Source organism: Massilia genomosp. 1, from assembly GCF_011682185.1.
In the GTDB taxonomy this organism is placed as follows: Bacteria; Pseudomonadota; Gammaproteobacteria; order Burkholderiales; family Burkholderiaceae_D; genus Telluria_A; species Telluria_A rubra.
Genome location: NZ_WHJF01000072.1, coordinates 1 through 22,152, shown reverse-complemented (window position 1 = coordinate 22,152; position 22,152 = coordinate 1). Strand labels below are relative to the sequence as shown.

General features: G+C 65.6%; 14 protein-coding genes. 3 read left to right on the top strand and 11 right to left on the bottom strand.

What is annotated here, in order from left to right; translation table 11 throughout:
- Positions 1–5 precede the first annotated feature (5 nt).
- The 4 genes from F1735_RS22980 to F1735_RS22965 all read right to left on the bottom strand — a co-directional run bounded on the left by F1735_RS22980 (position 6) and on the right by F1735_RS22965 (position 6,941).
- Complete coding sequence (locus tag F1735_RS22980) at positions 6–2,009, bottom strand: DUF805 domain-containing protein (protein WP_167239088.1); 2,004 nt, start codon at positions 2,007–2,009, stop codon at positions 6–8.
- Positions 2,010–2,036: 27 nt separating this feature from the next.
- Positions 2,037–4,022, bottom strand: coding sequence for a DUF805 domain-containing protein (locus F1735_RS22975; RefSeq protein WP_167239087.1), 1,986 nt, complete (start codon positions 4,020–4,022; stop codon positions 2,037–2,039).
- A 163-nt stretch (positions 4,023–4,185) separates the two neighbouring features.
- Positions 4,186–6,099 (bottom strand): chemotaxis protein CheA, encoded by a 1,914-nt coding sequence (locus F1735_RS22970; protein WP_167239086.1) that lies wholly within the window; start codon positions 6,097–6,099, stop codon positions 4,186–4,188.
- Positions 6,099–6,941, bottom strand: a complete 843-nt coding sequence (locus tag F1735_RS22965) for a protein phosphatase CheZ (protein WP_167239085.1) — start codon at positions 6,939–6,941, stop codon at positions 6,099–6,101. The genes F1735_RS22970 and F1735_RS22965 overlap by 1 nt, the downstream gene beginning before the upstream one ends.
- A gap of 410 nt (positions 6,942–7,351) precedes the next feature.
- On the opposite strand from F1735_RS22965, the gene F1735_RS22960 reads away from it, so the two are divergent.
- From F1735_RS22960 to F1735_RS22950, 3 genes are all read left to right on the top strand, one after another.
- Positions 7,352–7,816, top strand: coding sequence for a universal stress protein (locus F1735_RS22960; protein ID WP_167239084.1), 465 nt, complete (start codon positions 7,352–7,354; stop codon positions 7,814–7,816).
- Between the two features lie 167 nt (positions 7,817–7,983).
- A complete protein-coding gene (locus F1735_RS22955; protein ID WP_054263975.1) occupies positions 7,984–8,628 on the top strand; it encodes a response regulator in 645 nt (214 codons plus the stop codon).
- A 468-nt stretch (positions 8,629–9,096) separates the two neighbouring features.
- On the top strand, positions 9,097–9,912 hold the full coding sequence (locus tag F1735_RS22950) for a Crp/Fnr family transcriptional regulator (protein ID WP_167239098.1): 816 nt from the start codon (positions 9,097–9,099) through the stop codon (positions 9,910–9,912).
- Positions 9,913–9,973: 61 nt separating this feature from the next.
- Here the strand turns inward: F1735_RS22950 and F1735_RS22945 are convergent, their stop codons facing one another.
- From F1735_RS22945 to F1735_RS22915, 7 genes are all read right to left on the bottom strand, one after another.
- Positions 9,974–11,065 carry an outer membrane lipoprotein gene (locus F1735_RS22945; protein ID WP_167239083.1) on the bottom strand — a complete coding sequence of 364 codons (1,092 nt, stop codon included), beginning with the start codon at positions 11,063–11,065 and terminating at the stop codon, positions 9,974–9,976.
- 102 nt (positions 11,066–11,167) lie between these two features.
- A complete protein-coding gene (pdeM, locus tag F1735_RS22940) occupies positions 11,168–11,818 on the bottom strand; it encodes a ligase-associated DNA damage response endonuclease PdeM (RefSeq protein ID WP_167239082.1) in 651 nt (216 codons plus the stop codon).
- Positions 11,815–14,289 carry a ligase-associated DNA damage response DEXH box helicase gene (locus F1735_RS22935; protein WP_167239081.1) on the bottom strand — a complete coding sequence of 825 codons (2,475 nt, stop codon included), beginning with the start codon at positions 14,287–14,289 and terminating at the stop codon, positions 11,815–11,817. Before F1735_RS22935 ends, pdeM begins: the two co-directional genes overlap by 4 nt.
- A 25-nt stretch (positions 14,290–14,314) precedes the next feature.
- Entirely contained in the window at positions 14,315–15,946 is a 1,632-nt protein-coding gene (locus F1735_RS22930) for an ATP-dependent DNA ligase (RefSeq protein WP_167239080.1), read from the bottom strand.
- A complete protein-coding gene (locus F1735_RS22925; protein WP_167239079.1) occupies positions 15,939–16,994 on the bottom strand; it encodes a ligase-associated DNA damage response exonuclease in 1,056 nt (351 codons plus the stop codon). The genes F1735_RS22930 and F1735_RS22925 overlap by 8 nt, the downstream gene beginning before the upstream one ends.
- Before the next feature lie 10 nt (positions 16,995–17,004).
- Positions 17,005–18,705 (bottom strand): RecQ family ATP-dependent DNA helicase, encoded by a 1,701-nt coding sequence (locus F1735_RS22920; RefSeq protein WP_167239078.1) that lies wholly within the window; start codon positions 18,703–18,705, stop codon positions 17,005–17,007.
- A 466-nt stretch (positions 18,706–19,171) separates the two neighbouring features.
- Positions 19,172–21,727, bottom strand: a complete 2,556-nt coding sequence (locus F1735_RS22915) for an excinuclease ABC subunit UvrA (protein WP_167239077.1) — start codon at positions 21,725–21,727, stop codon at positions 19,172–19,174.
- Positions 21,728–22,152 lie beyond the last annotated feature (425 nt).

The following is a 22,152-nucleotide window of genomic DNA, read 5'->3' as shown; positions in this document are numbered from 1 at the left end:
GATTGTCACTGGGTCAGCGCCAGCGATTCGACGAAGGCGCTGGCGCGCTGCATCGACTCCCCCGTGACGCCGGCGTCGGCCGTGGCGATATACACCGTGGAGCCCACCACCACCATCCTGATCAAACGCCGCCCGGCCTTGATATCGCGTCCCGGATAGCCCTTGAACACCAGCGCCGTCGGCGGCGCGGTCAGCACGTCGTTATGGGCCAGCAGGGCCGCCTGCAGATCGACCATGGTCTTGTCCGGATCGAGGGGCGGCAAGCCGATGTCGAGCACCTGGATGCGGTAGTTTTCGCTATTTGTGGACCAGGCGCTGAACTGGCGCATGGTGGCCGCGCCCATGCGCTCGCGCACATGGGTGCGCACGATTTCTTCGTCCGGCTTGATCGGAAACTCGATCGTCATGCCGCCGTCGGGCGAGGTCCATACCTTGTTCGCCACCGGGGTGCCGCGCCCGGACGTGGCTGTCGACGGCACGTCCGGCCCCTTGCGCGTATCCATGCTGCGCATCTTCGACTGCCCCGCCAGCGATAAGAGCTGGGCCACGATGAACAGGCCGGCGCCGACCTTGACCAGGGTGGAGTCCGGGCCGGGGGCCTCGCCGAACTCGTTGTCGCCATCGGTGCCGGGAATGAAGCAGTAGATGATCATCAGGCCAAGCCAGAAAATGATCGAGCCGATGGTGGTGAAATTGGGGCCGCCGGCGGCGCCGCCAACGCCAACGGCGAGCATGAAGCCGAGAATCCACTTGCCGCTCAGGTTGACATCGTGCATGCGCAGCACCATCAGCCGCAGGCAGAAAAACATCGAGACAATGACACCAACGCCGATCACGCCCATCGCACCGAACTTACCTTTCGGCGACAAGATGGGCAACGCAACGGCGAGCACGACCATCGGCATGAACACCATCAGCGAATACGCCAGCGCGCGCAGGCGCCCGATGCGCCCTTGCATCGAAAAGCCGAACACGCCCGGCTCGTCGCGCGGCTGGTCCAGGTCGGCGTAGCCGCGCCCGGATGCGGGCGCGCGGTAGGGCTCGGGCGTGGCCATCTCATCGAGTTCGACACGCGTCAGGAACCACTTGTACAGGGCGCGGTTGTGCTCGAAATCGGCGGCCGGCGCGCGGATCGTGATCGCCACCACGATACCCTCGGCGCGCACGAAGGCGACCAGGCAGCGGCTCTCGAACGCGTCGCCGGGAACGGTGCCGGCAAATTCGATGGCCCTGCCGGTGACCCGCTCGCCCCACTCGGCGCCATTGATGGCGTAGGCGTCGCCGGCTTGCTTGAGGTAGCGCATTTCGTGCTTGACCACGGCCAGGCGCGTTTCCACCCACTTGTTGAGCGAGACGTCGGGACGCACATAACCGACCGCTTCGAGCACCGTGCCGGTGCTGTCGTCGTGAAAGCGCAAGCCGTTCGACATGGGCGATTCGCGCCATGCGGCCGGCACAAAAAATTGCAGGCCGATCTTTTCGATGCTGACGTTGCGCGGCTTGAGCGCGGCGACATCGAGCGGACCGCCGGCGGGACGCCGCAGCGGCGCGGGCTTGTCGAGAACGACCGCTGCGCGCGCGGGAGCGGCCACCGTGGCAGCGGCCGGGGTGGTGGCGGCGGAAAGCGGCACAGCGGCGGCGCGCGCCTGCGCCGCTTTGGCCAGCGATGCCTCAATGCTCTTCCTGAGCCAGGCGACGCGCTGGCCGGTGATCTCGAAGCTGCGATCGCTCAAGACCACTTCGATGGCGGCCTCGCCCTGCACCAGGCGCACCACGTCGGCGCCGGACAGCGCGGCGAGCAAGCCGCCGTCGCCGTCGACCTGCGCGCGCACTTCGGAAATCCGGATCGTTGGCTTGCCGGCGAGCGCGCGCAGGGTGTGGCCTGCGCCGCTGGCGGGTGCGAGCACGGGGACGAAGAAGGTCGTCTTGACGAACTTGCTCCACGCTGGATTGAGCGATGCTCCCGCTTGCGCGGCGGTGAGCACTTGCTCGAATGTTTCGGACATCATGTTCGACAACCTTCTGCAAATTTCACGTTAACGGGTCACCCGGTACGACTCAAGGAAGGCTTCGACCGCCCGTTCGGCGGCCGGGCTGGAATCCGATACGGCCATCGCCACATACACCTTGGAGCCGGCCACGGCGAACTTGGCCGAGCGCGTCATGTTACCCGGAATGCCGATGCGCATATCGCGTCCGCGATGGCCGTCGAACTGCATCGCCATCCTGCCCGACAGCAGCTTGCCGTCGCTGCCGATGAGCGCCGCCTGTACGCTGTCGAGGACCGCGGTTTGGTCTTCCGGCTCCACGCCCAGGCTGTACACCTGCACCACGTAGGCCGCCCCCGCCACTTCGGCGCTGAACTGACGCATGCTGCCCGTGCCGCTCGACATCGTGCCCGGATTCAGATCTTCCACCGGCTCGCCGGGGAAGCGGATGAACATGCCGTCGTCGGGCGAATGCCATCCGACCGGATCGGCGCGAATGGGCTTGTGGCTGCCCGTGCCCGTGCCCGTGCCCGTGCCCTGCATCTGCGACTGCCCGCCGATCGAACCGAGCTGGCCGACGATGACCAGGGTCGCACCGATCTTGACCAGGGTGGAATTCGGGCCGGGCGCGGCGCCATAATCGTTGTCGCCGTCGGTGCCCGGAACCAGGCAATAGATGAGCATCGTTCCGATCCAGAAAATACCCGCCGCGATCATGACGAAATTGCTGTTGCGCAGTGCCGCAGCAAGGCCGATCACCAGCAGGAAGCCGAGCAGCCACTTGCCGCTCAGATTGATGTCATGCAGGCGCAAGACCATCAGCCGCACGCTGGAATAGACGGCGTACAGCCCACCCACCAGGAACAGGCCACCCCCGAGCACTCTGGCCTTGGGCATGATGACGGCGGCGGCGATGCCGAGCAAGGCCATGGCGGTCAGCAGCGGCAAGGAATAGGCGAGCGCGCGCAGGCGGCCGATGCGCCCTTCCATCGACATGCCGAACACGCCAGGCTCGAACGGCGTCGCGTTGCTTGAGCCGAAGCCGGCGCTGGCGCCGGGCGCGCGGTACGGCGCGGGTGCGCCCATCGGCTTGGGGTCGAGGCGGCTCAGGAACCACTTGTACAGCGAACGGTCGCGCTCGAAAACGTCGGCCGGGGCGCGAATCGCGATTACGGCCACCACCTCGTCGGTGCGCACGCAAGCGAGCAGGTAGCGGCTCTCGAAGTCGTCGCCCGGGATGGTGCCGCTAAATTCGATCGCCTTGCCCTTGACCCGGTCGCGCCAGTCGTCGCCGTGGATGTCGGTCGCCTCGCCGACCTGCGTCAGGTAGCGCATTTCGTGCTTGACCAGGGCCAGGCGCATCTCGACCCATTTGCCGAGCGGGACGTCGGGGCGCAGATGACCGCTCGCTTCCAGCACGGTGCCGCTGTCGTCGCGATAGCGCAAGCCGCGCGGCATGCTCGACTCGTGCCATGCGGACGGCACGAAGAACTCGAGGCAGATGTCGGGGATGACGACGTTGCGCGGCTTGAGCGCGGCGACGTCGAGCGGGGCGTTGGCGGGACGCCGTGGCGGCACCGCCTTGGCCGGGGCGACTGGCGCCGGCGCCGCTGCCGGCGCGGCTGCCGGTGCGGGTGCCGGCGCGGCGGCGCGCGCCGTCGCGCTCTTGGCCCGCGCCGCTTCGATGCTCTTCCTGAGCCACGCCACGCGGTCGTGGGCGATCTCGAACGTGCGCCCGCTCAAGGCCACCACGATGGCGGCGTCGGGCTGCAGCAGGCATACCACGTCGGCGCCCAGGAGCGCGACCAGCAAGCTGCCCTGGCCGTCATTGGCCGCTTCACGCACTTCCGCAATCATGATGGCGCGATTACCGTCGCCCTGGATGTCGCGCGTGCGCAGCGTGACGCCGCCCGCGCCGCCAGGCTGGGCGACCGGCACGAAAAACGTCGTATTGACAAACTTTTTCCATGCCGCGTTCATTGATTCTCCCGCCTGCGCGGCGCCGAGCACCTGCTCGAAAGTTTCCAATGCCATTATTAACAATTCTCAATATAAGTTTGCATGTTGCAAGAACAGAGCCCGCCATCGTGCCATGTATTGACTGGCAACACAACTTGTCTGTTGTAAATATGAGAAGAGAAACAAGACGAGCCGCGCCGCCCCGAAGTGGCTCCGGGGCGGCACGTCGTGAGGAGAATCAGGCGGCGACCTTGAGGGTGCCGCGACAGCCGTCCATGAGGAAGGACAGGCCCACGACCAGCACCAGTTCGCCCTCGGCCGAACGCGCGGTGCCGGTGATGCCGTCCACGCTGATGGCCGTCATCGGCTTGATCACCAGGTCGGCGGTGCCGTCGACCGCTTCCACCGCGAGGATGTAGGGCTGGGGCGCGGCGACCACGATGCCGACTTTTTCGGAACAGGCTTCGTAACCGAGCGCACTGGCCAGCGAGCGCACCGGCAGCGGGCGTCCCTGGTCCTTGAGCACCGGCGCGCCGCCGACGTTCATGAAATTGTCGGGCAGTTCGACCACGCGCTGGACCACCGCCATCGGCAGCGCCAGGGCGGCGCCGGAGGTCGACACCAGCATGGTCGGCACGATCGACAGTTCGATCGGGAGGCGGATCGCGAACTTGGTGCCGTGGCCGAGCGAGGAATCGATGTGGATCGCGCCCCGGTTCTTTTCCACGGCGGTCTTGACCACGTCCATGCCGACCCCGCGCCCGGACACCGAAGACGCCACTTCCTTGGTCGAGAAGCCCGGCAAAAACACCAGCTGGTAGGCTTCTTCGTCGGTCGGGGCGCCGTTTTCGCCGATCAGGCCTTTTTGCACGGCCTTGCGGCGCAGCGCGTTCGGGTCCATGCCCTTGCCGTCATCCTGCAGCACGATCATGACGCTGTTCGCTTCCTGCCAGGCCTTGAGCGAAATGAAGGCCTTGGACGGCTTGCCGGCGGCGAGGCGGTCTTCGGGCGACTCGACGCCGTGATCGAGCGCGTTGCGCAGCATGTGTACCAGCGGGTCGTACAGGCTGTCGACCACCACCCGGTCGACTTCCGTCTCGGCCCCTTCGATGGTCAGTTCGACGTCCTTGCCCAGGTCCTTGGCCAGCTCGCGCACCAGGCGCGGGAACTTCTGGAACAAGCGCCCGACCGGCTGCATGCGCGTGGCCAGGGTGGCGCGTTGCAGTTCGGCCGAATAACGCGAGGCGCGTTCCAGCGTTTCGGTCAAGGTCGCCATCAGGGTGGCGGCCGGGCCTTCGAATTTGAATTGCAGCAGGCGTTCGAGCAGCACGGCGGCCTGGTTGGCGGCCTGCACCGATTCGCCGGCCACTTCGAGCAACGCATCGAGCTTGACGGCGTCGACCCGGATGCTGTCTTCCTTGGCGGGCGCGGAGGCGGCGCGAAATTCCTGCACCTTTTCTTCGCGCCGGTCGGCGCCGGCGTCGGCGGCCGGCTTGACGGCGGGGGCGGCGGGGGCGGCGGCATGGGCGACGGCTGCGGGCGCGGCTGCATGATCGGCGACGGCGGCCGGAGCGGCGGCCGGTTTTTCGGCTGGCGTATAGGTCCCGGGCGGGATCACCGAGACGTACATCGCTTCCCAGTCGAGTCCATCGGCGCCGGGGGCGCTGGCGGAGACGGCTGCGGCTGCCGGTGCGGCGGCAACCGGCGCCGCCGCCACCGGCGCCGGTGCGGGAGCGGCCGCGGGCGCCGCCTTGGCCGGGGCATCGCCCTTGCCTTCGATGGCGTTGACCAGGATGCGTTCGAGCGAGTCGGGCATCGAGGCCAATTGTTCGGGCCGGGCGCCGTTCGACAGGTCGGTCAGCTGGTCGGCCACGAAACCGGACGCTTGCAGCGCCGCTTCGATGGCGATCGGCGTGACCGGGGCGGCGCCGGTGCGCAGCGCGTCAAACAGGTTCTCGGTCAGGTGGCAGGCGGCCACCAGGGCCGGCAAGCCCATGAAACCGGCCCCGCCCTTGATCGTGTGGAACGAGCGGAACACCGCGTTGAGCGTTTCCTTGTTGTTCGGATCGCGCTCGAGGGCGAGCAGGTGTTCTTCTACGTTGACTGCAAGATCCATCGCCTCGACGACGAAATCCTTGAGCATATCGTCCATTAGAATCCCAGATCGGCAAGTAGGTCGTCAACATTGTCTTGATCGAGTGCGACGGAGGGAACCGACGGACCCGACATCAGCGCTGGCTTGTGCAGCAGTTTTTCGCGCACCGCCGGCGGCGCGTTGTCGCGCAGCAGCTCGGCCAGTTCGTGTTCAACGGTCTTGGTGATGAGCACGACTTTCTTGATCAGCTGACCGGTGATGTCCTGGAAGTCCTGCGCCATCATGATGTCGAGCAGGCGCGCTTTTTCGGCTTCGGTGGCGTCGGTGACGGCCTGGGCGAAGGCGCGCGAGTCGCCGGCCAGCGTCTTGAATTCGTCAATGCTGAGCTTGCCCGCGAACAGGTCGGCCCAGCGCGCGTCCATCGCCTTGGCTTTCTTGGACAGCACGTCTTGCGCCGGCATGCCTTCATCGAGCGTGTTGAGGACCTTGTTGGCGGCCTGTTCGGTCAGGCTGGCGACGTATTCCAGGCGGTCCTGGGCGTCGACGATCTGGGTCGATGCTTCCGACAGGGCCTTGTCGTAGCCCAGTTCGCGCAGCGAGTCGTGCAGCAGGCGCACGATGCCGCCGAGGCGCTCGAACATGGGTTTGCCGTGCTCGTCGGTTTCGACGGCGGCGCCTTCCGCAACCGGTGCGGCGGCGGCGGCGGCGACGGCGACCAGCGGCGCGGCGGCGGGTGCCGGCTCGGGCGGACGGGTCGAAGCGACCTGGTCGAACAGTGCTTCCATGTCGTCTTCGGCAGCGGCGGCGGGCGCCGGCGCAACTGCGGGCGCCGGTTCGCTGCTGCGCTGCGCGGACACTTCATCGAATAGTGCGTCGAAATCATCAGCGGCGTCGGTCATAGTCCCTGCTTCTCCATGTTTGTAAGGTGTTCGCAATCAAGTTGCTGGTGTCTGGTCCTGCCATGCAAGTTCGGGGCAAAGCATGATGCGTGGCAACATCGCCGGGTTTACGCGAGTTTAGCAGTGTGAAGTGCCCTTGGTAAATCACTGTGCATGGTGCGCGGCAAAATGGCACGTGAAACTTGTGCCATCGATAATTAAAACGCGTCTTTGATGTGCAATTGATACTGTGGAGTGTTGTATTTCGTAAGCAGGGCGCGGGCAGGCGAAAACCAAAAGGTAAAAAATCGCGAGCGGACCGGAGGCCGGCTCGGCCTGCGGTTTGATCAAGATCAAAGGTTTGCGATCTATCAATCGTGAAATCCCGCACTACAATACAGAATACGACCTGCTGCGTGGGAGAACTCATCATGTATCGGAAAATTCTGATTACGACCGATGGCTCGGCGATATCGAAGCACACAGCCTGTGCCGGCGTAAAGTTTGCCCGCCAGATGGGGGCCGACGTGCTGGCCCTGTATGTGGCGCCCGACTACCAATACCCGGTGTACGTGGAAATCATCGCGCCCTCCTACCCCAGCGAAGAGGACTACGTGGCGCAGATGAAGCGCATCGGCCACGAGCACCTGGCCTCGATCCTGCAGGCGGCGCAGGCGGCGGGGGTGCGTTGCGAGTGCCTGACCGAGTTTGCCGACGCCGCCGCGCTGAAAATCGTCGCGGTGGCCGAACAGCGCCAGTGCGACCTGATCTTCATGGGCTCGCACGGCCGCAGCGGCTGGGGCCAGTTGCTGCTGGGCAGTGTGACGAACAAGGTGCTGTCGCACACCAGCAAGCCGGTGCTGGTACACCGGCTGATTGCGGAGCCGGGAACCTAGCTGTCACCTAGCAGTTCTGAATATGGCGCTACCGACAATTTTGCCGTACCCTTGGATGGACCGCGGGGCGTTCGCGCCGGCGCGGCGCGGCTTGCTTGCCGCCTGTTTGTTTCAGCGCTGCGCTGGCCGTCCATTGACTTACCGCCTACTTCTTTGATTGCAATTTTATGATACGCATTGTAGTAGCCGACGACCACACGATCATGCGCGAGGGCCTCAAGCGCATCCTCGACGGCGCCCTCGACATCGATATCGTCGGGGAGGCCATCAACGGCTTTGAAGTCCTGTCGCACGTGCGCCAGGGCGGCTTCGACCTGTTGCTGCTGGACTTGTCGATGCCGGGGCGCAGCGGCGTCGACCTGATCCGCCAGATCCGCAGCGAAGCGCCCAAGCTGGCCATCCTGATCCTCACCATGCACGAGGAAGAGCAGTACGCCGTGCGCGCGATCCGGGCCGGGGCCCAGGGCTACCTGACCAAAGAGAGCGCCGGCACCCAGCTGGTGGGGGCGATCCGCAAGGTGGCGTCGGGACGGCCGTACATCAGTACCGAAGTGGCCGAGCAACTGGCGCTGAACATCATGACGCCCAACGAGCAGTTGTTGCACAAGCAGTTGTCGGACCGCGAATTCGAAGTGTTTTCGTTGTTGGTGGGCGGCAAGTCGATTACCGAGATCGCCAACAGCCTGCACCTGAGCGTGAAAACCGTCAGCACCCATAAAACGCGGATCATGCAAAAGATGGGCATGACGTCGCTGTCGGAAATGGTGCAGTACGCCGTGGCCCATCGCCTGCTGTCGCCATTCAAGACCTGAGCCCACGCCGGCAAGGGTGAAAAGTTTTAGACACCGGTGCGGCGGTTTCGTGCCGAGAAACCTCAAGTAGATGGATTCTGTACCCATCAGTAGCAGTCGTCGCACCACCTTGCCGCACCGCTGTTTTCACTCTGTAGGACGGCGCCTCGACTAGGAATAGTCCTACAAGAGCGCGCCCAATCCTACTCCCAGATTCAGCGTTCGCTGATATCAATGCCGGACTCGTGTTGGCATACTTAAATCCAGCGATTCGGCTTTCCTGCGGTTCACAAATTGTTCTTACGCAAGCTAGCCAGCCGTGCTGTACATCACTTTTGAAGCTCCGGTCGCAGGTTGATCAGATCGTTGTTCAAGCCTGATACCCGCAGCCTGAAACTTCGAATTTTCCTACCCCTGGAGATGAGCATGCTGACCACGCCCCCGCAAGACACCCGCAACACCCCCACCTCGACCATGCATTCCTCGCCAATGGAAGCTGGCCGGCAGCGTCAGGGCCGTCTCTGGTCCAACCTCAAGGAAGTCTGCGACCTGCTGCACATCAGCGCGGCGGTCTCGATCAACAGCGAAGAACTGCTGTTCCAGCATGTGCAATTCAAGACCGGCCAGCGCGTCCACACCATCGGCCAGGCCTTCGACACCCTCTACATCGTCAACTCCGGCTTCCTCAAGACCGTACTGATCGACGAATTCGGCAACGAACAAGTGCTCAGCTTCCCCATGAAGGGCGACATGCTCGGCGTCGATGGCATCCACACCCGCCATTACGCCTCGGAAGCGGTGGCCCTGTCCGACTGCGACCTGATCCTGCTGCCGTTCAAAAAGCTGACCGCGCTCGGCCGCGTACACCTGGAACTGGAAAACGTCATGTACGGCGTGATGAGCCGCGAACTGGTGCGCGAACAAGCCATGATCGGCATGCTCGGCGCGCTCAGCGCCGAAGCCCGCGTGGCGCGCTTCCTGGTGTCGCTGGCCGACCGCTTTGCCGCCATGGGATATTCGAGCAAGCTGTTCAACCTGCGCATGACGCGTCACGAAATCGGCAGCTACCTGGGCCTGACCCTGGAAACCGTCAGCCGCACCCTGTCGGCGTTCAACGAAATCGGCCTGATCACGGTCGACCAGCGCACCATCGGCATCAAGGACGCCGACGCCCTGAAAACCCTGCGCCGCCTGCCGCCGTCGCGTTCGCGGGCCAAGCAGAACAGCGCCGCCGCCAAAGCCAAGGCCGATGCGGAAGCCGGGCAAGCGGCCGACGCCAAAGTGCTGGCCACGACCACCGTCTGAACCTGTTCAGCAAGTAAAAACGGCGCCCCGCGGGGCGCCGTTTTTACTTGCTCAAGCCAGCTTACTGATCGCGCGACAACACGCCATCGCTGATCTTGACCTTTTCGCCCACGCGCAGGCCCGGATCGTTTTCGTACGTCACGGTCTGGGTGCCGCCGTTGGCAAAGCGGATCACCACTTCGTAATGCTGGGTTTTCTTGGCATTGCGCTCGATATTGCGGCCCACGTAGGCGCCGCCCAGCGCGCCGGCGATCTGCGCGGCGGTACGGCCGCTGCCCTTGCCGACCTGGCTGCCCAGCACCGCGCCCACCACGCCGCCACCGATGGTGCCGAGGTAGTTGCCGTCGCCATTGACTTCGACCACGTTAATCGCGTCCACCGTGGCGCAATTGGTGCAATAACGCACTTCGCGCGGGGTCGGCGTGGCGGCCGCGATGCGCAGCGGCTTGTTCAGGGTGGCGGTCGAGACGCGGTTGCCCACGCGCATATTGGCCGTCACGGCGCTGTTCGGCGCGATGCGGTCGGCGCGGCGGATCGTGTAACCGCCCGTGTATTCGCCTGGATTGACTTCCGGCAGGAAGAACACGCCGCGCGTGCCGGCAATGGCCATGTCGACCTTGGCGCCCGGCGTACCGTACACGGAAAACACCAGTTCGTTGCCCGGCGTCAGGTCGTCGTTGGCCTGGACGTCGAAGCGCGCGATGCGCGGCACGTCGGCGGCGCGCTCGCGGCCCTGGTTGTCGCGTGGATGACGGCCGACGTCGCGCAGCAGCGATTCGCTGAGCACGCCGCTGGTGACCTGGTTGCCGACGCGCAGGTTGGCGGTCACGGCGCTGCGGCCGGTGATGTTGTCGCGGCTGCCGAGGGTGTAGGTGCCTTCGTACTGGCCCGGTTCGGTTTCGGTCAGGTTCAGGTTGCGGTTGGCGCCGGCAATGCTGAGGGTGGCGCGGCCGCCCGGGGTGCCGTACAGGTTGAAGTTCAATTCCACGCCAGGACGCAGGTTGCGCACTTCTTCCACGTCGAAACCGCGGATGACCGGGTTGTAGGCGGCGGCATTGTTGTTGTATTGCTGCGCCTGGGCAGGCGCGGCCATGGTCAGGGTAAACAGCGGCATCGCAGCCAGGAACGCGGCGCGCGATGCAACGCCAAGCATTGTTGTAGTTTTGATGATGATCTCCTTGGAGGTTGGACAGCGGCGCCGGATATTTCCAGCAGTCACGTCAAGTTACGCTGACCGCCTGTGGGCGTCGGTGCGCTAGCGTACGCAGTGCACAGCCTCTCCCGAGCTCACGCACACATGTTCCCCAGGCCCGGGCGTGACCGCGAAGCCGCCCGTAAACGCCCCGAACGAGGGTAGCACCATGCGCGTCGGTCCGATCAAAAAGCACGGCAGGCGCAGCGAATCGAGCCGGGTCGAGAGCCGGTACACCGGATGCACGTGCCCGGCCAGCACGTAGCCCGGCGCGCCGATGTCGGGATGGTGGCAAAACGCGAACGGCCCCACCGTGTGCGGCTCGTCGACCATGCCGATCGCCAGCGCTGCGGCCGGGTCGCCGGCGTGCTTGTCGTGGTTCCCGCGCACCAGGGTCAATATCAGGTTCGGATGGCGGGCGCGCCAGGCCAGCATGGTGGCGAGCGTGGCCGAGGCGTGGGCGGCGCGCGCATGCAAAAAGTCGCCCAGGAAGACGATCTCGCGGGTCGGGTGCGCGGCCAGCAGCGCGTCGAGCGCGGCCAGGTTTTCGGTGGTGGTCCCGCGCGGCACCGGCACGCCCTGCGCGCGGAACGATGCGGCTTTGCCGAAGTGGATGTCGGCGATGACCAGCATCTGCCGCGCCGGCCAATACAAGGCCTTTTCAGGCAGCAGCAGGACCGTTTCACCGGCCAGCCGCATTTCGCGGTACGTCATGGAAGGGCGGCTTTCTCCAGTTCGCGCAGCATGCGCGCCACGCGGTCGGACAATTTTTCGGTACTGAGTTTTTCGCGGAAGCGCTCGACCATCAGCGCAAAGCCGAACGGCGTGGCGCGTTTGACTTCATGATAGGCCACGCGGCGCGCCTGCAGCTCGACCAGCGTCTCGCGCAGGCGCGTCAGTTCCAGCTCCTGCTCCATCACCTCGCGCTGCGCCTGCGTGAGCAGCAGGTTGGCGGCGTCGTGCTTGCGGAACACCTCGAAAAACAGCGACGACGAGGCCTGGATCTGGCGCGTGCTTTTCGGCTGGCCCGGATAGCCCTGGAACACCAGCCCGGCGATGCGCGCCACTTCCCGAAAGCGTTGCTGCGACAACTGGGTCGCGTTCAGGCTGGCCAGCACGTCGTCGAGCAGCGCTTCGGTCGACAACAGCGGCACGGCGATCCCTGTCACATCATCGGAGGCGGCCAGGAAGGCGCGCGCCCAGTCCACCGGTTCGGCCGACAGCAATTCGAAACCATAATCATTGATCGCAATCGAAAACGTTATCGGCTGCACGCGCGCGATCCGGTAGGCGAACAGCGAGGCCAGTCCCATATGCACCGAGCGGCCCGCGAACGGGTACATGAACAGGTGATAGCCCTCGCGGCTGCTCATCGCTTCCACCACCAGCGTATCGATGGTCGGCAGCGCGGACCAGCGCTGCTGGATCTCCAGCAAAGGGCGGATCGCTTCCATTTCCGGGCCACGATACTCGCCGCGCGCGGCGTGGCGCAATTCTTCCAGCGCGGCGTGCGCCAGTTCCGACGACATCGGCATCTTGGCGCCCTGCCAGCGCGTGACCGCCCCGCGCGCGCCGGTGGCGCGCTTCACGAATGCGGTCATCTCGTGGACCCGGATGAACTCCAATATCCGTCCGCCGAACAGGAAATGGTCGCCCGCCTTCAAGCGCGAAATGAAGGATTCCTCGACGCTGCCGATGCGCCCTCCGCTCATGTACTTCACCTGCATCGTCGAATCGGACACGATGGTGCCGATGCCCATGCGGTGCCGCCGTCCCAGCGCCACGCTCGGCACGCGGTACACGCCCTCCTCGTCGGCAATCACGCGCTGGTATTCCGGATAGGCGATCAGGCTTTGCCCGCCGCGCGCCACGAAGTCGAGCGCCCATTGCCATTCTTCGGGCGTGAGCGCGCGGTACGACCAGGCGCTGCGCACTTCCTCATACAGCTGCCCGGAGCGAAAGCCCCCGCCCAGCGCCACCGTCACCAGGTGCTGCACCAGCACGTCGAACGGTTTGTTGGGCACCAGCCGCCCTTCGATACGGCGCGCGGCCACCGCCTGTTTGGCGCCGGCCGCTTCCAGCAATTCCATGCTGTTGGTTGGCACCAGGGTCACGCGCGAGACGCGCCCAGGTGCGTGGCCGCTGCGCCCGGCCCGTTGCAGCAGGCGCGCGATGCCCTTGGCGCTGCCGATCTGCAGCACCCGTTCGACCGGCAGAAAATCCACGCCCAGGTCCAGGCTGGCGGTGCAGATCACCGCTTTCAATTCGCCTTTTTTCAAGCCGTTTTCGACCCACTCGCGCACCTCGCGCGCCAGCGAGCCGTGATGCAGCGCGATCACGCCAGCCCAGTCGGGCCGCGCTTCCAGGATGTTCTGGTACCACAGCTCCGACTGCGAGCGGGTATTGGTAAACACCAGGGTGGCGTTGTAGTCCTCGATTTCCTTGATCACCGGTTGCAGCATGGCGATGCCGAGATGCCCGCCCCACGGAAAGCGCGACACATTGGCCGGAATCAGGGTATCGACCCGGATCTCCTTTTTCAGGTCGCCCTCGACCAGCGTACCCTTGCCCTCGCCGAGCAGCACATCCTGCGCCTCTACCAGGTTGCCCATCGTGGCCGACAGGCCCCACACCACCAGTTGCCGGTTCCAGTGGCGCAAGCGGGCCAGCGCCAGCTGCACCTGCACCCCGCGCTTGCTGCCCATGAGTTCATGCCACTCGTCGATGATGATCATGTCGAGGCTGGCGAACTGGGTCTGCGCCGCCGCGTGGCTAAGCAGCAGCGACAAGCTTTCGGGCGTGGTGATCAGCGCCGAGGGCATGGCGCGCGACTGGCGCGCACGCTCGGCCGACCCGGTGTCGCCGGTGCGCGCGCCGACCGTCCAGCCGGGGGCCAGCACCGCGCTAGACTCCTCCAGCGCGCGCTGGGTGTCGGCAGCCAGTGCGCGCATCGGCGTAATCCACAGCACCCGCAGGCCGGAAGCACGGCGCTTGCCGGCCAGCGCGCCGCGCAGCAGCGCCGCCAGCCACACCGCGTAGGTCTTGCCGGCGCCGGTGTTCGCGTGCAGCAGGCCCGATTCGCCGGCCAGCGCGGCGCGCCACACCGCGCGCTGGAAAGGAAACACCTTCCATTTGCGCGCGGCGAACCAGTCGTCGATGGCCTGCGCCATCTGGCTCTTGCTCATTGGCTGATGTTCATGTCGATCCTGCTCATGCGCCGGCGGCGGCCAGCAGGCCTTTCAAGGTATCGAGCGTGTCGGCGTCGTCGATGGTTTTGTCGTCGCGCTTGCGCAGGATGCGCGGAAAGCGCACCGCGATGCCGGCCTTGTGGCGGGTCGACAGCGCAATGCCTTCGAAGCCGATCTCGAACACCATGGTCGGTTTCACCGAACGCACCGGGCCGAATTTTTCAATCGTGGTCTTGCGGATCGCGTTGTCGACCACTGTAATCTCGGCGTCGGTCAGGCCCGAATACGCCTTGGCGAAGGGCACCAGCTTGCGCTCCTCGCCCTCGCCGTCCCACACCGCAAAGGTGTAGTCGGTGTAAAGCGAGGCGCGCCGGCCGTGGCCCGCCTGCGCATAGATCAGCACCGCGTCGATGGTGTACGGGTCGACCTTCCACTTCCACCAGGTACCCACATTCTTCGTGCGACCGACGCCATACTGGGCGTCGCGCGCCTTGACCATCATGCCCTCGACCCCGCGCGCGCGCGATTCTGTACGCACGGTGGCCAGTTCATGCCAGGTGGCGGCGCGGATCAGCGGCGACAATTTCAGCTGGGGCTTGTCGGTCTCGCGCACCAGCACCTCCAGCAGGGCGCGCCGCTCGTGCTGCGGCAGTGTACGCAGGTCCACGCCGTCCTGCTCGAGCAGGTCGTAGGCCACCAGCACCGCCGGCAGTTCGGCCAGCAGCTTGGCGGACAAGGTCTTGCGGCCAATGCGCTTTTGCAGGTCCGCAAAGGCGGCCGGCGTGTCTTCCTCGGTCCAGATCAGCACTTCGCCATCGACCACGGTACCCTCGGGCAGAGGCAGCGCCGCCAGTTCGGGAAAGCGCTCGGTGATCAGGTCTTCGCCGCGCGACCACAAGTAGTTTTGCGCGCCGCGCCGCACCAGCTGCGCGCGGATGCCGTCGTACTTCCATTCCACCTGCCAGTGGCCCACCTCGCCCAAGCCTTCCGGCTCGCCCTGCAACTGGTGCGCCAGGAAGAACGGGTACGGATGGCCCCCGCGCAGCTTGTGTTCTTCGTCCGACCGGGCGGCGATCAACTGCAGGAAACCGGCCGCCGTGGGCCGCACGCTGCCATCGGTCCAGCCCATCAGGCGCTGGGCTATGAGTTTACTGTCGACCGCCGACAGCGCCGACAGCGCGCGCGTGACCAGCAGTTTCGACACGCCGACCCGAAAGCCGCCGCCGATCAATTTGGTCAGCAGGAAGCGCTCGCGCCAATCGAGTTCGTTCCAGAACCCGAACAAGGCGCTGCGGATGGCGGCCGGATCGGCGCCGCGCAAGGGGCCGATGCGCTCCTGCATCCACTCGGCCAGTCCGATGTCGCTGTGCTGTTCGGGCGGCGGCAGGATGTGGGCGATGGTCTCGGCCAGGTCGCCGACGGCGTTGTAGGACTCGTCGAACAGCCATTCGTCGAGCTGCGCGTATTCGATGGCGTACTGGCGCAGCAGCTTGGTCGGCACCGCCTGGCGCGGCTTGCCGCCGGCCAGGAAGTAGACCGCCCAGGCGGCGTTGGCGGGCGCCGCGCTGCCAAAATAGGCTTGCAGCGCTTCGAGCTTGCGGTTGGTGGCGGTGGTTTCATCGAGCTCGGTGTACAGGCGGGCAAACTCACGCATCCGTCACCTCGGGCGTCCCCTCGGGCGTCACCTCGGGCGCCGGCGCGGCGGCAGCTTCCACGGCGTCGTCCTCGTCGCCGTATTCGGTGCCGAAACCGGAGGCGTCCAGCCCGACCTGGCGCAGCCAGCGCACCATGATCGGAATCGATCCGTGCGTGACGATGACGCGCGGCGCTTCGGTGGCGCGGATGGCGCTCATCAAACCCGGCCAGTCGGCGTGATCGGACAAGACGAAGCCCCGGTCCACGCCGCGCCGGCGGCGCGCGCCGCGCAGCTGCATCCAGCCGCTGGCAAAGGCATCGCTGTAGTCGCCGAAGCGCTTCATCCAGGTTGAATTGCCCGCCGACGGCGGCGCGATCACGATCGCACGCTTGATGGCCGCCTTGTCGACATCGGTCACCAGCACGGTGGGCGGCAGCGCCACCCCGCCGGCGCGGTAGACGCGGTTGATCGGTTCGGCCGCGCCGTGGCAGATGATGGTGCCGATCGAGGGATCGAGGCCCGACAGGATGCGCTGCGCCTTGCCGAACGAGTAGGCGAAGACCACGCTGGCGCGGCCATCGTCGGCGTTCTTGCGCCACCAGGCGTTGATGTCGTCGAAAATTTCCTGCTCCGGTTGCCAGCGGTAGATCGGCAGCCCGAACGTCGATTCGGTGATGAAGGTGTCGCAGCGCACCGGCTCGAACGGCACGCAGGTGCGGTCCGGTTCGACCTTGTAGTCGCCCGACGCCACCCACACTTCGCCGCGATGCTCCATGCGCACCTGGGCCGAGCCGAGCACATGGCCGGCCGGGTGCAACGAAACCGTCACGCCGTTATGCACGATGCGCTCGCCGTATTCGAGGCCGTCGATGTGGATCTCGCCCAGGCGCGAACGCAGCACGTTGACGCCGCTCGCAGCCGACAAGTAGTGGCCGTGGCCGACGCGCGCGTGGTCGCCGTGCGCGTGGGTGATCACGGCGCGCTCCACCGGCCGCCACGGGTCGATGTAGAACTGCCCCGGGACGCAAAACAGTCCCTCCTTGCGTACCACTACCATGTCCGACATGCGCGCTCTCCTAGACTGCTTCGACGTAATCGGCCAGGAAGGTCTTTTCGCCGTGCTCGGGGAAGGCGATGGTGACCTGGTCGCCCGCCATCGACACCACGGTGCCGACGTCGAACCTGGGTACGCGCACGCTGGCGCCGGGCTCGAAGCGCGGGGCCGCCGGTACGGGTTCGGGGTCGCGTTCGAATTCATCGTCGCGGATCTCGATCTCGGCCAGCGCCGGGGGATTCTTGCAGTTATCGCAGCGGCAGCACTTGTCGAAGCCCTCGACTTGGTCCTTGAAGTAATCGAGCAGCACCTTCCAGCGGCAAAAGCCGCTCACCGCGTACGATACCATCTGTTCCAGCGATTCGCGGTCGCGCTCCTGCTTGCGCGCATAGATGGCGGCGAGCTCCTCGAACAGGTCGGCACTGGTCTCGTTTGCGGTGAGCACGTACTCGAGTTTGCGGTTCTGGCGCAGCAGCTTGCCGTCCTTGAGCAGCTTGAGGCAGATCTTCAGCTTGCCCGAGGCCAGTTCGCCGAGCGCCTCGTTCAGGCGGTCGAAAGTCACCTTCTCTTGCGCGGCCATGAGGCATACCGCATCGTACAGCGCTTTCAGGTCGTTGGCGCTCGGGTAGTGCTTGACGAGGAAGAACTGCTGCAGGCGTTTGTCGTCCTGGAAGTACAGCAGGGTACACTCGGCGTCCAGGCCATCGCGCCCGGCGCGGCCGGACTCCTGGTAGTAGGCTTCCAGGTTGGCGGGCAGCTGCAGGTGCAGCACGAAGCGGGTGTCCGGCTTGTCGATGCCCATGCCGAAGGCGTTGGTGGCGACCATGACGCGCTTCTCGCCCGACATGAAGTCATCCTGGTTGCGCTTGCGTTCCGCCGCCGGCAGCTTGCCGTGATAGATCGTGGCGCTCTCGCCCGCGCCGACGAGAATGGCGAGCATCTCTTCGGCCGCCTTGACGGTGGCCGCGTAGACGATGCCCACGCCCTGCGCCGACTGCACGTAGTCCAGCGCGCGCGCATAGCGCTCGTCGTTGTTGGTGACCTGGGCCACGCGGTAGTGCAGGTTGGGGCGATAGATGCCCGTATTGACGACGCTCATGCGCGCGCGCCCAAGCTGGCGGGCGATATCGGCCATGACATCGTCGGTCGCGGTGGCGGTCAACGCCAGCACCGGCGGACGTTTCAAGGCGTCGATGGCGGCCGCCATGTCAAGGTAGGCCGGACGGAAATCGTGGCCCCACTGCGAAATGCAGTGCGCTTCATCGATCACCACCAGCGCGATCCTGATTTCCTTGAGGGTGTCGAGGAAGGACGGCATCGACAGCCGCTCCGGCGTGCAGAACACGATCTCGTGGAAACCGCTGCGGATGCCCTCGATGGCGGCGTCTTCCTCTTCGCGTGTCAGGCTGCTGTTGACCTGCACGGCGCGCACGCCGAGCGCATCGAGCTTTTCGAGCTGGTCTTTCATCAGGGAGATCAGTGGCGACACCACGATCGTGGTTCCTTCCAGGATCCGCGCCGGAATTTGGTAGCACAGCGATTTGCCGCTGCCAGTCGGCATGATCGCCAGCGTGTCCTTGCCGTCGAGGACGCTGTCGATCACCTGTTGCTGGCCATCGCGCAGACTCTCCACCCCGAAAATCGAGCGCAGCAGCTGCTTGATGGTGTGGCGGCGGGCGGCGCGGGCGCCGTTGTTGAGGAGTTGTCGGTTGTGAGTAGTCATGCAACAACTTTAAGGTACACGCACAGGGTGCGCCATAGGACGCCGCCTACATTTTTCGTAGGAGGAAGACAACAGCCGAGGTCGCGAGCCAACGTCCTACATGGCGTCGGACGTTTTGCCGATAGTTACTATCGAGAACCTTGGTTAAGATGATCACATACCACTAGCAACTTATCTCACGCACGACCGGAGGACATCATGATGCGCTTATTTCCACTGACTTGGCTGCCCTGCACATCGGCCTGGCCAGCGCGGCAACGTATCTGCTGTGCTCCACCGATGTGTTGAACGAGTACGCCGCGGCGCTGTTCTTCCACTAAGCGCCTGGATATCCCGTTTTTTGCGTGGCGAAGCAGTCGCTGGCGAGGCGACGGGTCGCCAGCATGGCTGCGCGGCTGGCGCATGGCCGGCTTTGGCGCGCCCGTGGCGCACCTGGGTTCTTCCCTCCCCCCTCCTCCCCGCGCGCTCAGCTATCGGCCGCCAGGAATGTGCTGAGATAAGGCGCCGTGCGGCTGCGTTTTTCACGCGCCAGCATGGCCGGCGGCCCCGAAAAAACAAGCTTGCCGCCCGCGTCCCCGGCGCCCGGTCCGATATCGATCACCCAGTCGCTGGCCGCGACCACCCGCATAGTGTGTTCGACCGCGATCACGCTGTTGCCGGCGTCGACCAAGCGTTCAAGCTGCACCAGCAGCTTGTCGACATCGGACGGATGCAGCCCGGTGGTCGGCTCGTCGAGGATGTATAGCATCTTGCCGCGCGCGGCGCGTTGCAGCTCGGTGGCCAGCTTGATGCGCTGCGCTTCGCCGCCCGACAGCTCGGTGGCCGGCTGGCCCAGGCGCAGGTAGCCCAGGCCGACGTCGCGCAGCACGTCCAGCGAACGCGCCACGGGCGCCTCTTCCGCAAAAAACGCGGCGGCGGCATCGACCGTCATCCCCAGCACCTCGGCGACGTTCTTCCCGTTCCAGGTCACTTCCAGGGTCTTGGCGTTATAGCGCGCGCCATTGCAGGTCGGGCATGGCGCGTACACGCTGGGCAGGAACAGCAGTTCGACCATCACCTGGCCCTCGCCTTCGCAATGGGCGCAGCGGCCCTTGGCCACGTTGAACGAGAAACGGCCCGCGTCGTAGTGGCGCGCGCGCGCCGTCTTGGTGGCGGCGAACAGTTTGCGCACATGGTCGAACAGGCCGGTGTAGGTCGCCAGGTTCGAGCGCGGAGTACGCCCGATCGGCTTCTGGTCGACCCGCACCAGGCGCAAGATGTGCTCCATGCCTGAGACGATGCGTCCTTCGGTCGGGATGATTTCAACATGCTCCGGCCCGTCGCCTTCGTCGGCCTGCGCCACCTGCGGCTGGCCAAGCGCCGCGCCGACCAGTTCCACCAGCACCTGGCTGACCAGGCTGGACTTGCCGGAGCCGGATACGCCGGTCACGCTGGCCAGAACGCCGAGCGGCAGGTCGATATCGAGCCGGTCGAGGTTATTCCGGGTGACGCCTTCGAGCCGCAGCCAGGCCATTGGCTCGCGCGGCGTGCGCGCCGGTGGCGGATCGGCCGCGAACAGGTAGCGGCGCGTGTGCGAGGCCGCGATATCGCGCAAGCCATCGGGCGGGCCGCTGTACAGGATATGGCCGCCCTGCTCGCCCGCTTCGGGACCGACGTCCACGATCCAGTCGGCGTGGCGGATCACATCAAGCGCATGTTCGACCACGAACAGCGAATTGCCGGCCGCCTTGAGCTGGGCCAGCGCGGTCAACAAGGCTTCGGTATCGGCCGGATGCAGGCCGGCCGACGGTTCATCGAGCACATACACCACCCCGAACAGGTTCGAACGCACCTGGGTGGCCAGGCGCAGGCGCTGCAACTCGCCCGGCGACAGGGTCGGCGTGCTGCGCTCGAGCGACAGGTAGCCCAGGCCCAGCGCCAGCAGCACGTCCAGGCGCGCGACCAGGTCTTCGGCGATGCGGCGCGTGACGATGATTTTTTCGGGATGCGCGGCCGCCGCCCTGGCATTGCGCTTGGCGCTGCCGTCCGCAAAAGGGCGCAGCAGCGTTGCCAGGCGTTCGAGCGGCAGGCGCGAAATGTCGGCGATGTCCATGCCGCCGAAGGTGACGGACAGCGACTCCCGGCGCAGGCGCTTGCCGTGGCACGCCGGGCACTCGGCGCTGACCATGTAGCGCGCCACGCGCCTTTTCATCGATGCGCTTTCGGTGCTGGCGAAGGTGTGCAGCACGTAGCGGCGCGCGCCGGTAAAAGTGCCCTGGTAACTCGGCGTTTCCTTGCGCTTGAGCGCCGCGCGCACCTGGTCGGGCGTAAAACCGGCGTACACCGGCACCGTTGGCGTCTCGTCGGTGAACAGGATCCAGTGGCGTACTTTTTTGGGCAGGTCGCGCCAGGGTGTATCCACATCGTAGCCGAGCGTGACGAGGATATCGCGCAGGTTCTGGCCGTGCCAGGCGGTGGGCCAGGCGGCGACGGCGCGTTCGCGGATGGTGAGGCTGTCGTCGGGCACCATCGACTGTTCGGTCACCTGGTACACGCGCCCCAGGCCGTGGCACCCGGTGCAGGCGCCTTCCGGCGTGTTGGGCGAAAACGACTCGGCGTACAACAGCGGCTGGCGCGCCGGATAGTCCCCCGCGCGCGAATACAGCATGCGCAGCGAATTGGACAAGGTACTGACGCTGCCGACCGAGGAACGGGTGGTGGGCGAGCCGCGCTGCTGCTGCAGGGCGACGGCGGGCGGCAGGCCGTCGATGTCGTCGACCTCGGGCACCGGCATCTGGTGGAACAGGCGGCGCGCGTAGGGCGAGACCGATTCGAGGTAGCGCCGCTGGGCCTCGGCGTACAAGGTGCCGAAAGCGAGCGAGGACTTGCCCGAGCCGGACACGCCGGTAAACACCACCAGCGCATCGCGCGGGATGTCGACATCGACGTTTTTCAGATTGTGTTCGCGCGCGCCGCGCACCTGCACGAAGCCGGGCCGGGCCAGCGCTGCGATGGCGGGAGCGTCGTCGTTTTTCTTGCGCATGGAGGAGCTGCCAATGACATTAACAAGCCGCCATTAGACCCCAGTCCGCTTGTCGCCACCGTACGTTCCCACACCAACCCCGCCGGTGCCCCCCCGCCGGTGTCAGGTCTGACATTCGGACACGTGCTCAGCACTTGCGCACAGCCTAACGTTGAGGTCGTGTCCGAATGTCAGACCTGACACCGGTGGATGACACCGGTGGATTGAGCTCGTGTCCGAATGTCAGACCTGACACCGGTGGATTGTTGGGCTCGTGTCCGAATGTCAGACCTGACACCGGTGGGGAATACCGGCGGGAATCGGCATAGGGGGCAGCTAAATATAGCTGCTCCCCTGCCACACCACCCGGCATGCGGGTCCGCACCGGGCGGTTCGAGTAGTTGAGGTTATGTGAGGCGAGGCATGCCAAGGCGATCAAAGTAGGC